At 40.9% G+C, this 13,642-nt stretch carries 12 protein-coding genes and 1 pseudogene; 9 read left to right on the top strand and 4 right to left on the bottom strand.

Annotated features, from left to right (window positions below):
* The first annotated feature begins 381 nt into the window (after window positions 1–381).
* The 6 genes and pseudogenes from Q4546_RS09900 (at window position 382) to Q4546_RS09875 (ending at window position 4,026) form a co-directional block, all read left to right on the top strand.
* Window positions 382–729: a hypothetical protein gene (locus tag Q4546_RS09900; protein WP_102436214.1), complete on the top strand. Its 348-nt coding sequence runs from the start codon at window positions 382–384 to the stop codon at window positions 727–729.
* 53 nt (window positions 730–782) lie between these two features.
* A pseudogene (locus Q4546_RS09895) lies at window positions 783–1,112 on the top strand (DUF885 family protein); the annotation flags it as partial.
* 205 nt (window positions 1,113–1,317) lie between these two features.
* Window positions 1,318–2,082, top strand: coding sequence for a response regulator transcription factor (locus Q4546_RS09890; protein ID WP_303446193.1), 765 nt, complete (start codon window positions 1,318–1,320; stop codon window positions 2,080–2,082).
* A 209-nt stretch (window positions 2,083–2,291) separates the two neighbouring features.
* Complete coding sequence (locus Q4546_RS09885) at window positions 2,292–3,422, top strand: M14-type cytosolic carboxypeptidase (protein WP_102436220.1); 1,131 nt, start codon at window positions 2,292–2,294, stop codon at window positions 3,420–3,422.
* An 8-nt stretch (window positions 3,423–3,430) separates the two neighbouring features.
* Window positions 3,431–3,748, top strand: coding sequence for a zinc ribbon domain-containing protein (locus Q4546_RS09880; RefSeq protein ID WP_076536453.1), 318 nt, complete (start codon window positions 3,431–3,433; stop codon window positions 3,746–3,748).
* Complete coding sequence (locus Q4546_RS09875) at window positions 3,745–4,026, top strand: YeaC family protein (RefSeq protein WP_102436222.1); 282 nt, start codon at window positions 3,745–3,747, stop codon at window positions 4,024–4,026. The genes Q4546_RS09880 and Q4546_RS09875 overlap by 4 nt, the downstream gene beginning before the upstream one ends.
* 105 nt (window positions 4,027–4,131) lie before the next feature.
* Here the strand turns inward: Q4546_RS09875 and ansA are convergent, their stop codons facing one another.
* Both ansA and sppA read right to left on the bottom strand, forming a co-directional pair.
* Entirely contained in the window at window positions 4,132–5,142 is a 1,011-nt protein-coding gene (gene ansA / locus Q4546_RS09870) for an asparaginase (protein ID WP_303446192.1), read from the bottom strand.
* A 162-nt stretch (window positions 5,143–5,304) separates the two neighbouring features.
* On the bottom strand, window positions 5,305–7,146 hold the full coding sequence (gene sppA, locus Q4546_RS09865; protein WP_303446191.1) for a signal peptide peptidase SppA: 1,842 nt from the start codon (window positions 7,144–7,146) through the stop codon (window positions 5,305–5,307).
* A 163-nt stretch (window positions 7,147–7,309) separates the two neighbouring features.
* On the opposite strand from sppA, the gene Q4546_RS09860 reads away from it, so the two are divergent.
* Both Q4546_RS09860 and Q4546_RS09855 read left to right on the top strand, forming a co-directional pair.
* Complete coding sequence (locus tag Q4546_RS09860; RefSeq protein WP_102476844.1) at window positions 7,310–9,325, top strand: FAD-dependent oxidoreductase; 2,016 nt, start codon at window positions 7,310–7,312, stop codon at window positions 9,323–9,325.
* A 148-nt stretch (window positions 9,326–9,473) separates the two neighbouring features.
* A complete protein-coding gene (locus tag Q4546_RS09855) occupies window positions 9,474–10,139 on the top strand; it encodes an SDR family oxidoreductase (RefSeq protein WP_303446190.1) in 666 nt (221 codons plus the stop codon).
* Window positions 10,140–10,256: 117 nt separating this feature from the next.
* Here Q4546_RS09855 and Q4546_RS09850 read toward each other — a convergent pair whose 3' ends face one another.
* Window positions 10,257–12,116 (bottom strand): SLC13 family permease, encoded by a 1,860-nt coding sequence (locus Q4546_RS09850; protein ID WP_303446189.1) that lies wholly within the window; start codon window positions 12,114–12,116, stop codon window positions 10,257–10,259.
* A gap of 61 nt (window positions 12,117–12,177) precedes the next feature.
* Entirely contained in the window at window positions 12,178–12,360 is a 183-nt protein-coding gene (locus Q4546_RS09845; protein WP_102439805.1) for a hypothetical protein, read from the bottom strand.
* A gap of 251 nt (window positions 12,361–12,611) precedes the next feature.
* Here Q4546_RS09845 and Q4546_RS09840 point away from each other — a divergent pair, with 251 nt between their 5' ends.
* Window positions 12,612–13,616 carry a kelch-like protein gene (locus Q4546_RS09840; protein WP_303446188.1) on the top strand — a complete coding sequence of 335 codons (1,005 nt, stop codon included), beginning with the start codon at window positions 12,612–12,614 and terminating at the stop codon, window positions 13,614–13,616.
* The last annotated feature ends 26 nt before the right edge of the window (window positions 13,617–13,642 follow it).

Below are 13,642 nucleotides of genomic sequence, written 5' to 3'. Positions count from 1 at the left end.
ACACTCAAAACCATCATCCTTGCATGGTTGCAAAGTGACGGCTTAAAAACGGTAAATTAAGCCGAAAACACTCAAATATCATCATTATCAACCTTCAAAGCCCACAACCAAACGCCGCGGGCTACTTAATCAAGCATGTTCACTTGTACATAGTTGAAAAGGTCGTTATGTTATTGATTGATAATGGCTGTCTAGTTTGTTTCGTTTTATTTTTTTTTAGTAAAGATGGCTGGCGCATAAAGTTATTCTGTCAGCTACTAACAAGCTGCTAAATCCAGGTTCACCAAGGTTGTCACGCCATTGCTGAGCAAATAGCCCGCCAGCATATGGTCCACTTATTAGCAGGGCGTTATGCGTTTGTAGAAATGATAGGTAATTATTATGGATGATTTAGTAAACTCATTACAAGATATCGGTTTTAAAGCCAAAGTCAGAAAAGGAAAAGTTTTGGTTACACTTGACGGGCTGTCCAATCCAGTTTCAATAGTGAAAGATATTGCCGCCGATGAATACAAGGTGAAAACGAATGACTCGATTCAAGCGATAATGGCTTTTATTTTACTATTTTTTGGCCTATTCGGTGTTTTAGCGGACAATGATTTAAAATTTACAAACGCTGCACTTATTTCAATAGCAATGTTCTCTTTCATCACCGTGTTACTTACAGAGTTCAAAGTAAATAATCTGCGCTCTGCGATAGCGGAAATCAATCGTGGAAGATGCGCATAGCAAAGCGTTTAAGAGGGATTCTTGCCGCGTGGCATTTTTGGTATGCGGTGATTTTTGTGGTGAAATTGGTCTGCGGAAAGTTGGTTTAGGCGGCACTCACCCCTTAACGCAGCGTTAACGGCATGACAGAAGAACAAGCCATTGAGTTAATGACTAACGAGGCGTTCCAGCAGCAAGCTGAAGCAGAAGGAAAGTGGCGCAGGGCAACATTAAGCCAAGTGCAACTAACCAGTTACTACTCTGGCTATCGTGAAATTTATGATTTACGTGAAGAACTAAAACAAACACAGGGTGAAGACTTCGATTTAAAGAGCTTCCATGAACAATTTTTAAGTTATGGCAGTGCACCAGTAAAATATATTAAGCAATTAATGGTTAACTAATTATGGCAATAAGCCATCAATGTAAGTTGCTTCATTAAGCAAATCTGCATTAGTAATACCTAAAAAAGGCCTGAATAATCAGGTCTTTTTCATTTTTGTGAGCTAGGTTCAACAACCGTGCAGAAGCTTTACACTCCACATATAGTATTTTGATCATGACAGTGCTAATCTAAATGGTAATGGTTACCATTTAGATTAAGTCGTCATGAAAAAGATCCTCCTCATTGACCAGCAGCTAAAAAAAAGCTTGCCCTTATGTCAGCAATTACAACTTTTAGGCTATGTTATTACCATTGTTGATAACGGCTTTAATGCCTTAGTTGCAATGGAAAGTAATCAGTTTGAAGTGATTTTACTGGACTCTTCAGTAACACAAATGGATGCTTTTTGGTTACTCATGGGTAAGCATTGTCAAACACCCGTGATTGTTATTACCAACAATGCCAGTGTCGATGAACGTATTGCTGCATTTGAACTGGGCGCTGATGATTATTTACCTGAGCCTATTAATGTGAAAGAACTTTTACTGCGTGTGAATGTGCTTAATCGACGCACAACAAAGCAAACTCACGATTCAATGACTCATATTGCCAATATTGATTTTGCTGTTATCGAATCACAGTTAACCAGTGGACAAATAGAGCAAACTACCGAAAAACAACATATTGAACAAAGCGCCAATGTGGAGTTTGATGATGATAATAACGCGGTAACATTTAATGGTCAGCAATTAAATCTTACTCAAACAGAGTATCGTTTGTTCAAATATTTGTTTCAGCGTAAAGGAGAAATCGTCACTAAATCAGAATTGCAAATGCGCGTGTTGCATAAAGAGTTAGGCGAGTTTGACCGTAACCTTGATATGCACATCAGTAATACCCGTAGAAAAATGGCCAAAGAAAGTCTACCAAGAGAACTCATCAATACGGTTAGAGGTAAGGGCTATTGCTTTAGTCCATTATTTAGCTAATCTCATTTAACGTATCCGTTAACACCTAGCTAATGTGATCTTACAGGGGCTTTTTATTGTATTGGTATTAATAACCCTCATCAGCAGAAAATTAAGTCACCATATTGAATAGATGTAGAGCAGATGCTGTGGATTTGATTTTATTGCGTAACGGCTTTTGATAAGATGCAGGGATAACGTCGATTATAACCTTACATAAAGGAAGTCCTATGCGTATTAGCGCGAATTTTGATGGCGGCAACATTGAGACCATTAGTTTAGACAAGCACGATGACATTCAACTCGCCATTAGACCTGATGAAGGTGGAGAGTTTTACCAATGGTTTAACTTCCGTATGGAAGGTCAAATTGGTCAAACTTACACATTGAATATCGTTAACGCAGGCAGTGCCTCTTACCCGAAAGGTTGGGAAAATTATCAAGCCGTTGCTAGTTACGATCGCCAGCATTGGTTCCGCTTACCGACAACATATCAAGATGGTAAATTATCAATCCAAGTTGATTTAGATTGCGATGCCATTCAAATTGCTTACTTTGCGCCTTACAGTTACGAACGTCACTTAGATCTGATTAGCTCAGTACAACTTCACCCATCAGTTAAACTAGAAAATTTAGGTTTAACCCTTGATGGTCGTGATATGAGCCTGCTAACTATTGGTGATAACGATCCTTCAAAGAAAAATATTTGGATTACCGCAAGGCAGCACCCTGGTGAAACCATGGCTGAATGGTTAATTGAAGGCCTGCTAAACCAATTATTAGACAGTGATTGTCCAACCTCGAAACTGCTATTGGATAAAGCTAATTTCTATATCGTGCCAAACATGAATCCTGACGGAAGCGTCAGAGGCCATTTACGTACGAATGCTGTTGGAACTAACTTAAATCGTGAGTGGGAGTCGCCTAGTTTAGAGCGAAGCCCTGAGGTTTATTATGTTACCAATAAGATGAAAGAGACTGGTGTAGATTTATTCTATGATGTTCATGGTGATGAAGGCTTACCTTACGTGTTTGTTGCTGGTTGTGAAGGCGCACCAAATTACACTCCACATATGGCCAAGTTACAAGAACAGTTCCTTGCAGCGTTAAGTATGGCAAGTGCTGATTTCCAAACTAAATATGGTTATGACAAAGATGAGCCAGGAAAAGCGAACTTAACCGTTGGTTCTAACTGGGTCGGCAACACATTCAAATGTCTAGCGAATACCTTAGAAATGCCATTTAAAGACAATGACAACTTAGCCGATCCTGTGGTTGGTTGGTCACCGGCGCGCTGTGAATATTTAGGTGAAGCATCACTAGTTGCGATGTTGGCTGTGGTTGATAATTTAACAGAATAGGCAGTTTTATGGCGTTAATCGAATGTCCTGTGTGTCAAAAGCGAATTTCGAGCAAAGCAAAACAGTGCCAATACTGTAAGGCTTCTGCTGATGGCGATAGTGATTCAAAAAGAACAATTTCACACATTCAGAAGTCTAATAAATTAATGAATCAAATGATGTTGTTTCTAACGCTATTTATTGCAGGTGCAGTATATGGTTTTTGGGGCGGCGAAGTTGCCACTGGAACGGATGCATATATTGCAGGTAGTTGTTTTGCTTTTGGCTTTGTTGGCTACATTATTACTCGAGTCAGAAGTCTAATCCATAAGCGGAAAAGTGTATGAATGATATTAATAAAGTCATAGATGAAATGCCTGATGAGGTTTATCAACGTTTACGCGCAGCGGCAGAAACGGGTAAATGGGAAGATGGCACAGTGCTATCTAGCGAGCAAAAAGAGTCAACGTTACAGGTAGTGATGTTGTATCAAGCGCGTAAGTTAACTCAAACTGATCATTTTACAATTGCTGCTGGTGGTGAGATAAACGAGCTGTCTAAATCACAGTTAAAAAAACAATTTCGCGGTGAAGCTATCGCAGAATTTAAAGAGCCAGAACTATAAACTGATTTTTAGTTATCTCTAGTGAATTTATTTCAGCAAAAAAAGCCGCATCAAAGATGCGGCTTTTTATTGTCTAAAGTACATTACATATTTATTTTCAGAAATTTATTCAGTTAGCTCACCCAGTAAGTTTTGCTGCATTGCGATTTTTACTTCATTTGAAGTTAAATTTTTTGATAGTAAATAATGTAATTTAGCCAATGCTGCTTCAATGGTCATATCTGAGCCGCTAATCACTCCAGCTTTGGCTAATGCATTACCCGTCGCATAACCCCCCATGTTCACCTTTCCTTGAAAACACTGGGTTAGATTAACAATTACAATGCCACGTTCATCAGCTTGTTTAAGGGTATCTAATAAGGCTTTATCTTGAGGCGCATTCCCAACACCAAAGGTCAGTAAGATAAGTGCTTTTACTGGCTGCATTAAGATGTTGTTAAAAATCTCAGTTGAAATACCTGGGTATAAGGTGATCACGCCTACAGGTTGCGGGCTGATGTTAATCACCTCTAAGGGCTTAGTGGTGGGCTCGGTGATCTTACCTGCACGTAAATTAATTTTGATCCCAGCTTCTAACAATATAGGAAAGTTAGGTGACGCGAAAGCATCAAAACCATCAGCATGGGCTTTGGTTGAGCGGTTGCCCCTAAACAACTTATTATTAAAGAATAAACACACTTCAGCGACGGGATAATTCGCCGCAATATACAGTGAATTAAGCAGGTTAGTTTGCCCATCTGAGCGCAGCTGAGCTAATGGGATTTGCGAACCGGTTACGATAACAGGCTTGGATAGCCCTTGTAACATGAATGACAAGGCAGAAGCCGTGTATGCCATGGTGTCAGTGCCATGCAAGATCACAAAGCCGTCGTAGTTATGGTAATTGACTTTGATGTCATTGGCGATGCGCTGCCAATCAGGTGGTGCCATGTTTGAAGAATCAATCAATGGTGAATATTCATTAATGACAAAGGTTGGCATTTCTTCATGGTAAAACTCTGGCATGGACTTTACACAATCAGTTAAAAATCCTGCCACAGGTGCAAAGCCATCATCGGTTTTGCGCATACCAATCGTACCGCCAGTATAGGCAACGTATATGGAGCGTTTTGTCATTGTAATGAATTCTCAATCACTTAAATTATATAATCTGCAAATTATACGGCTTGAGCTGAATAAAACCCAATAAAAAAGCCCGAATAACGGGCTTTTTTGAAGATAATTCAATTTGATCTTATTCTGACTTCATGCCTAACAAGATTAAACAATCACAATAGCTTAGTAATCGCAGAGTTCGCAATACATGTATAGGCCATTGGGATCATCAAACTGAGTCATTTGTTCAACAACAGTGCGCCATTGACCCATAAATTGTTCAACCATAGGTGACTGTGTGGTTGCTACAGGTAAATATGTTGCAGCAGATGCGAGCATTTTTTGCATGAAGATTTGCTCGGTTGTGAGCTCTTGCTCGATGACTTTAGTATCAAACTTTACCATTTCAGCCATTTCAGCCGCTTTAGCAATGGCGCTATCCATATCGCCAAGTTCGTCAACCAACCCCAGTTCAACGGCGCGGGTGCCAGACCAAACACGGCCTTGGGCAATGCGGTCTACTTGTTCTAACGACATGTTTCGTTCAGTGGCAACTAACGAGATAAATTCATGATAGCCGTGTTCAATATGGCGTTGTATGACAGCAGAAATATTTGGGTCTAACTCACGGGTCGCCGAAATACCAGCCCATTGCGAGGTCGACACACCATCTGAGTTAATGCCCCAATTGGACAAGACTTTTTCAAAGGTGGCAAACATGCCAAAGATCCCGATAGAACCAGTGAGGGTAGTTGGAGTGGCATAAATGTAATCAGCACTTGCTGAAATCCAATAACCGCCAGATGCCGCTAGGCTACCCATACTGACCACTACGGGTTTACCAGCCTGTTTAAGGGCAATGACTTCTTGTCTAATTTTTTCAGAAGCAAATGCACTCCCACCTGGGGTGTCGACACGTAGCACGACTGATTTAACTTTGTTATCAAAGCGGGCTTTCTTTAATAGTGCTGAAGTGCTCTCGCCACCAATTTGTCCCGCTTGTTGTTTGCCATTGAGGATATTACCTTTGGCGACCACAATGCCGACAGATTCTTGTTCTATCAGTGAAGGAATTGGCTGTACTAAATTAAAATATTTAGAAAAAGAGATTTGCTTGTATGAGTCGCCATTGGCTTCTTGACCTACGGTTTTAAGCATGGCGAGTCTAAATGACTCATCTGAGACTAATTCATCAACCCAATTCATTTTTATCGCTAATTGAGCTGAGTCACCGTTAACACTATCAAGTTCCGCTAGGTAGGTTTGTGGGTTTAATACGATATTCTCGGTCGCAATTTGACGGTTAGTGGCAATGGTTGTTTCAAAGTTTTGCCATAAGTCAGTAAGCAGGGCGTTGCTGGCTTCTTTTGCCGGCGCTGACATATCATCACGGATAAAGGGTTCGACCGCTGATTTGAAAGTGCCGACTCTAAATACATGGGTGCTGATGTTCATTTTCTCAAGTGCGGTTTTAAAGAACATACGGTAGCTGCTAAGGCCTTCAAGTGACACGCCACCTTTATGGTTGAGATAAATGGTATTCGCATAACTTGCCAGGAAGTATTGATTTTGCTCGTATGAATTGCCAACAGCAACCACGGTTTTACCCGCTTCTTTAAACTTGTTTAAGGCATCACCAATGGCGGTCATTTTACTGATCCCACCACTACGTAAATTGCCCATTTTCAATACGATGCTATTAATACGTTTGTCATGAGTGGCATTTTCAATGACGTAAAGAATGTCGGCTAAAAGTATTTCTGCTTCCGGATCATCAGTGTTACTTTGTTTAAATATCGCTTCAATCGGGTCAACATGACGTTTTTGATCCACAATGCTGCCAGATAGGTTTAAGACTAAGGCAGATTGATCTTCAATGGTGATTTCTTCTTCAGATGTCATAGCCATAATGATCATGGCAATGATGCCGAAGAAAATGATATTGAGGATTAATTTACGAATACCGTTGATGGTTTTCCAAATAAATCCAAAGAATCTCTTAATTAATGAGGGTTTAGCGGACATTAGCCACTCCTGTAACATTCTAATAGTGTAATGCTAACTGATCTTGAGTGATTTTGGGAAATTGAATTGTAACGGTTTTTAACAATAGCTACGCTAAATGATTGAGCTTATGATTATGTCGTTGTATGCTAGTTTAAATCACTTGTTTAAAAAGGATGTTTGAATGTCGTTTCCACATTTATTAGAACCCTTAGATCTAGGCTTCACCAAGTTAAAAAACCGTGTATTGATGGGTTCAATGCATACGGGTCTAGAAGAAGAAAAGGGCGGATTTGAGAAACTAGCTGCATTTTATAAAGAACGTGCAGCAGGTGGCTGTGGCTTAATTGTCACCGGTGGCATAGCGCCAAATTTCAGAGGTCGGTTAGCGCCTCATGCATGTCAATTAAGTTTTCCTTGGCAAGTAAGCAAACATAAAATTGTTACCGATGCAGTCCATGAAGCGGATGGCAAAATCTGTATGCAAATTCTACATGCAGGCCGTTATAGCTACCATCCATTTTCATTAGCGCCAAGCAAAATAAAATCACCTATTACCCCTTTTACGCCGTCAGCAATGTCATCAAGACAAGTGCGTAATACCATTAAAGATTATGCCTCTAGCGCTGCGCTTGCAAAAAAAGCGGGCTATGACGGTGTTGAAGTAATGGGCTCAGAAGGCTATTTAATTAATCAGTTTATCAGTTCGCGTACCAATAAACGTACCGACGAGTGGGGCGGTGACTTTACTCAGCGTGCTAAATTCCCCGTTGAAATTGTTAATGCTATTCGTGCCAAAGTCGGTAGCGATTTTATCATAATATTCAGGCTTTCTATGCTTGATTTAGTCGACAATGGCTCAAGCTGGGATGAAGTAGTGCAACTGGCTAAATGGCTAGAAAGTGCTGGTGTGAGCATCATCAATACCGGCATCGGTTGGCATGAAGCACGTGTACCTACCATTGCCACCAGTGTGCCGCGCGGCGCTTTTGCATGGGTGACTGAAAAACTCAAATCAGAAGTTAATGTGCCATTAATTGCGACTAACCGTATTAATACCCCTGAAATTGGTGAATCAATTATCGCATCGGGTCAGGCTGACATGGTATCAATGGCGCGGCCTTTCTTAGCCGATGCTGAATTTGTTAATAAAGCGGCAGCTGATCAAAGTGAATTAATCAATACCTGTATTGGTTGTAACCAAGCGTGTTTAGATCATACCTTCTCAATGAAACGTGCTACCTGTTTAGTTAATCCACGTGCATGTTATGAAACTGAGATTAATTTTACCCCAACCACAGGTAAAAAACGTCTTGCGGTTATGGGCGCAGGCCCTGCTGGAATGGCGTTTTCTGTATATGCCGCTTCACGTGGCCATGAAGTAGTATTGTTTGAAGCTAAAGACGAAGTGGGCGGCCAATTTAACTTAGCGCGTAAAATTCCAGGTAAAGAAGAGTTTCACGAAACCATTCGTTATTTCAAAAATCAAATGAAGCTGCATAATGTCGAATTACGATTAAACACCCGTTTAGATGCAGCAGTATTAGCCACTGAAAAGTTTGATGAAGTGATTATTGCCTCTGGGGTTGTCCCACGGGCGTTATCCTTACCGGGATTTGATGATCCTAAAGTGGTTGATTATCAGCAAGTGCTAAAAGGTGAAGTAGAGATTGGTGATAAAGTTGCGTTAATCGGTGCTGGCGGTATTGGTTTTGATATGGCGCATTTCCTGTGCGAGAAGGAATCATCAACATTACAGCCTGAAAAGTGGTTAAAGCAATGGGGTATTGATAAAAGCTATCAACATGCTGGCGGTTTAACTGACGAATCAGAGCATAACCCAAGTCGCGATGTGTATTTACTGCAACGTAAAACCACTAAAATGGGTAAAGGTTTAGGTAAAACAACCGGCTGGATCCATCGTAGTGTTTTAAAGCAGCATCAAGTGAATATGAAAACCGGTGTTAGCTATGAAAAGTTTGACCAACAAGGGTTACATATTAAAGTCGGTGAGCAGTCAGAAATTCTTGCGGTTGATAATGTAGTCTTATGTGCAGGGCAAGAGTCTAACCGCACATTAGTCGATGAGATGAAAGCGTCAGGGTTACCAGTTCACCTTATTGGTGGTGTTGATGTTGCCGCTGAATTAGATGCTAAACGCGCTATTAGACAAGGCGCTGAGCTGGCCATGGCGATTTAAGCTTAAGGTGAGTATTAATTAAAAAACCTAGCAATTTGCTAGGTTTTTTTGTTTACTGATAATATTCACTATTTGTATTAAATATAATTGCTAAGTTTACTTATTGAGGTTTGTTTCAATGCAGAGCTCAGTGTTTAAGGATTATCCTATGTCAAAAAACGTTGTTATTACGGGTGCAAACCGCGGTATTGGTTTAGCACTAGCAAAACTATTCAAGCAGCAAGGTTATAAAGTGTTTGGATTATGCCGTCATACTTCTGATGAGCTCGACGAATTGGGCATTAATGTAATTACTCAAATTGATGTGGCTACCGATGAGGGGATTCATAATATGAAAACCTCACTTGCTGGTGTGTTAATTGACGTACTGGTGTGCAATGCGGGTATTTTACGTGATGAGCAGTTAGCTCATCTGAACATAGATACGATTCGCCAGCAGTTTGAAGTAAACGCACTGGCTCCGTTGCGTATTGTTGCTGCGCTACAATCACAACTAAATGTTGGTGGTAAAGTTGCGATGATAACCTCAAGAATGGGCTCTATCGAAGATAATACCTCAGGTGGTCGTTATGGTTACCGTATGTCAAAGGCTGCTTTAAATGCTGCATCAATGTCGTTAAGTCATGACTTAGCATCAAAAGAGGTTGCGGTCGGTATATATCACCCAGGTTATGTACAAACAGATATGGTAAATCATGGCGGTGATATATCAGCAACTGAATCAGCTGCGCGTATTGTAGGTTTAATAACGCAACTTGATATGAGTCAAACTGGCGTATTTAAACATTCAAACGGTCAAGTGTTGCCTTGGTAAGATTAAAGGCAAAACGTCAAAACTGATTATTAAAAAGCCCATTGCTGATCACAAGCGATATAAAATATAGCTTGTGAATGCATTATGTGGAAGCTATTAGAAATTCAGCAATGTTGATTAAAATGGCCACACCCATAGCAGCATAGGTATGCTCACTGACACCACAATAAGTTCAAGTAATAAACCCAGTCGCCAATAATCCCCAAAGCGAAACCCACCAGGACCGAGGATCAGGGTATTGTTTTGATGACCTATTGGCGTTAAAAACGCGCATGATGCCCCAATCGCTATGGCCATTAAGAATGTATCAGGGTTAACCCCAAGTTGGGCTGCAGTACTGATCCCGATCGGGCACATGACTGCTGCAGTTGCCACATTATTCATTAAATCAGATAAAAACATGGTCACCACTAAGACCAAAACTAATGCGCCTATTGCATGGCTCTGGGCAATATTATCAAGTAAAAACTGGGCGATTAAATCGGCGGTACCTGTGGTATACATGGCATTCGCCACAGGTAATAAGGCTGCGAGTAGCACTATCACGGGCCAGTCGATTGACGTATAAATAGCGCGAACGGGTACAATACCAAACAGCGTAAAAGCCAGAGCACCAGCCACGAATGCAACAGCAGCGGGTAATAGCCCAAAAGCGACGGCGACAAGCGTCAACACCATGATGATTGAAGCCGTCAGTGCCTGTCCTTTTTTAGGTACTCGGATATCGCGTGCAGCTAAAGGTAAACAGCCGTACTGAGATGCAAAACCTGATACAGATTCAGGATCACCTTGAAGTAATAATACGTCACCGGCTTTTATCGGGGTAGATCGTAAACGTTTTACTGAGCGGTGGCCTTGGCGAGAAATGGCGAGTAAATTGATACCATAGCGGTTACGTAATTCAATATCGGATACCGAGCGATTAACTATTGTGGTGCCTGGCATTACGACTAGCTCCTGCATGATAATTTCTGCAGGCTTACTTGTGTCATTATCATCATCTTTAGCAGATTCTGGTGTTGATTCGTCGCCTTTTTTTTGCAGTTTAGTTTCAACCACTGCTACAGTTTGCGCTTCTTCTGTAATAGCGCTTTCTGGTTCAAGTTCTAGCCCTAGGCTAGAAAGTGCTTTAGGGATAGATTCCGGTTCGACTTCTATGATCAGGATATCACCAGTTTGTAGCACTCTATTTGGATTTGGGGCCGTGAGGTGTACCTCGCGACGGATCATGCTGATAATTTGAGCATCGGCCTCATCAAGCAATTTATCTACTTCTCGCAGATTCATTTTTTCAGCAATACTGCCAGCCACAATATTAACTTCACAGAAGTAATTACCGGTATCAAAACTGCCAGATGAAGATTGTTTGCGACTGGGTACGATATGCCAGCCAAATAAACCGACAAACACGATTCCAGCCAGAGCAATACAAACACCTACTGGCGAAAAGTCAAACATGGTAAAACTACCTAATCCGCTGGATTCACGAAATCCAGAAACGACGATATTTGTTGGCGTACCAATTAAAGTTGTCATCCCGCCTAAAATTGAACCAAATGCCAGTGGCATTAATACTTTCCCTGCAGGTAAGTCATATTTAGCAGCCATTTGAATCGCAATAGGCATTAGTAATGCAAGGGCGCCTACATTATTCATAAACCCTGATAGCAAGGCCGCCAAACTGATCAGCGCCAGTATACTCAAGGTTGGTCCCGCTTGAGCTGGTAATAAGTACTTTGCCAATATATCGACAGCACCGGAGCGTTGCAGGCCATAGCCTAATACCAGCACACCGGCCACAGTGATGACTGCTGGGTGACTGAAACTTGTAAAAGCTTCACTGCTTGGGACTAGACCTGTGAATACACAAACAAGCAAGGCAGACATAGCGACTAAGTCATGACGCCAGCGCCCCCATAAAAAAAGCGCCATAGTAACGAATAAGATTATGACAATGATAATTTGATTTGGTGACATGGTATTTGGTCTTTAGAGGATGGTTGTTGAAATGATTATTTAGACCTATCGGCTATTGAAGTCACACCACCTCGTCAATAGATTTAAATTGCGGTAAACGTGGGTCTCGCTGTTTTCTGCGGTCATAACGAACGATAGCCGATTTGTTTTTGCGGCGCTCAACATAAGATCGTTGCTCAACTATGTAATGACCATCAACTAAAACAGTATCGGCAACCTTGGGGATGCTTTTTCTCACAGTCATGTACAACCTACAGATTTATATTCAGATTATCTAAAGCATAGGTGACACATTGTAGTTCTGCTAAGTAAGTCGCTAATTATTTAATGTTTAAAGGAGGGGTACCAATGTATAGATTGCTAATCTTGCTGAGGTTTGCCAATATTTTTTGACCACTAGAGCTTTGAAAATTCACATCTAATTAGGTGACCGCATTAAGCATAACACTCCAGTCTAAATACATTAGTTTAAGGCAATAAAGAGTAGATTTTTCAATGGTTAAATCTTTGGTGGCCTTGTTTGTTTCACTATTTGTTTCACTATTTGTTGTACTTAACGCAACAGCCACAACCACTTGGCAGCAAATAGCAACGTCGAACTCTTTCTCTGCACGCCACGAAGCGGGCTTTATCAAATTTGAAGATAAGGGTTATTTAATTGGTGGCAGAGGAATAAAAGCCGTTGATGAGTTTGACCCTAATTTGTTAATGTGGCGCCCTTTACAAGAATCCCCCATAGAGCTACATCACTTTCAACCAAGTGTATGGAAAAACAAAATTGTTATTGCAGGGGCGTTAACTGGAGCTTATCCCGCTGAGACGCCAGTTGAAAATATTTATTATTTTTACCCCAATGAAAACAAATGGGAAAAAGGTCCTGCTATTCCACCAGCAAGGTTAAGAGGTAGTGCCGTTGCTGTTGTTAAAAACGATTCCCTTTACCTTATTGGCGGTATTACTAACGGTCACCTAGATGGCAATGTTAACTGGGTTGATCGCTATGACTTTATGACCAATACCTGGACTATTCTAAATGATGCCCCACACGCGCGAGACCATGCTCAAGCTGCGCTAATAAATAATCATATTTATGTTGCAGGGGGACGAAGAACTCTAGGCAAGCACAATCAAGTCTTTGAGTTAGTTGAAGGCAAACTTGATGTATTTAATATCGAGACTAATCAATGGCAAGTAGTGCGAAACGAATTACCAATCCCACGAGCTGGCATTGCAATATTCGCTCATCAAAATAAATTGATAGTAGTCGGGGGAGAAAGTGCCGATCCCAATAAAGCTCATGAAGAAGTTCACTTATTTGATAGCCAATCAAAACAATGGCTTAAAAAGCCTTCTTTAATTCAAGGAAGACACGGGAGTGGTGTTATCGAAGCAAATGGCTACCTATGGATTGCCTCAGGTTCTGGTATGCAGGGTGGATCACCCGAATTAAATTCAGTTGAACGTATTAAGCTCGATGCTATTTTTAATAATGATAAATAGCTTAATAATGACAATGCAATATACCT

The organism is Shewanella sp. 4_MG-2023 (assembly GCF_030548015.1).
Lineage (GTDB): Bacteria > Pseudomonadota > Gammaproteobacteria > Enterobacterales > Shewanellaceae > Shewanella.
The sequence above is the reverse complement of the archived record's forward strand: the minus strand, read 5'-3'. Positions and strand labels throughout refer to the sequence as shown.

Excerpts from the sequence above, each read along its gene's own strand:
- sppA (WP_303446191.1), bottom strand. The coding sequence starts at position 7,146 with ATGTCCGCTAAACCCTCATTAATTAAGAGATTCTTTGGATTTATTTGG.
- ansA (WP_303446192.1), bottom strand. The coding sequence starts at position 5,142 with ATGACAAAACGCTCCATATACGTTGCCTATACTGGCGGTACGATTGGT.
- Q4546_RS09860 (WP_102476844.1), top strand. The coding sequence starts at position 7,310 with ATGTCGTTTCCACATTTATTAGAACCCTTAGATCTAGGCTTCACCAAG.
- Q4546_RS09885 (WP_102436220.1), top strand. The coding sequence starts at position 2,292 with ATGCGTATTAGCGCGAATTTTGATGGCGGCAACATTGAGACCATTAGT.
- Q4546_RS09840 (WP_303446188.1), top strand. The coding sequence starts at position 12,612 with ATGGTTAAATCTTTGGTGGCCTTGTTTGTTTCACTATTTGTTTCACTA.
- Q4546_RS09850 (WP_303446189.1), bottom strand. The coding sequence starts at position 12,116 with ATGTCACCAAATCAAATTATCATTGTCATAATCTTATTCGTTACTATG.
- Q4546_RS09875 (WP_102436222.1), top strand. The coding sequence starts at position 3,745 with ATGAATGATATTAATAAAGTCATAGATGAAATGCCTGATGAGGTTTAT.
- Q4546_RS09900 (WP_102436214.1), top strand. The coding sequence starts at position 382 with ATGGATGATTTAGTAAACTCATTACAAGATATCGGTTTTAAAGCCAAA.
- Q4546_RS09890 (WP_303446193.1), top strand. The coding sequence starts at position 1,318 with ATGAAAAAGATCCTCCTCATTGACCAGCAGCTAAAAAAAAGCTTGCCC.
- Q4546_RS09880 (WP_076536453.1), top strand. The coding sequence starts at position 3,431 with ATGGCGTTAATCGAATGTCCTGTGTGTCAAAAGCGAATTTCGAGCAAA.
- Q4546_RS09845 (WP_102439805.1), bottom strand. The coding sequence starts at position 12,360 with ATGACTGTGAGAAAAAGCATCCCCAAGGTTGCCGATACTGTTTTAGTT.
- Q4546_RS09855 (WP_303446190.1), top strand. The coding sequence starts at position 9,474 with ATGTCAAAAAACGTTGTTATTACGGGTGCAAACCGCGGTATTGGTTTA.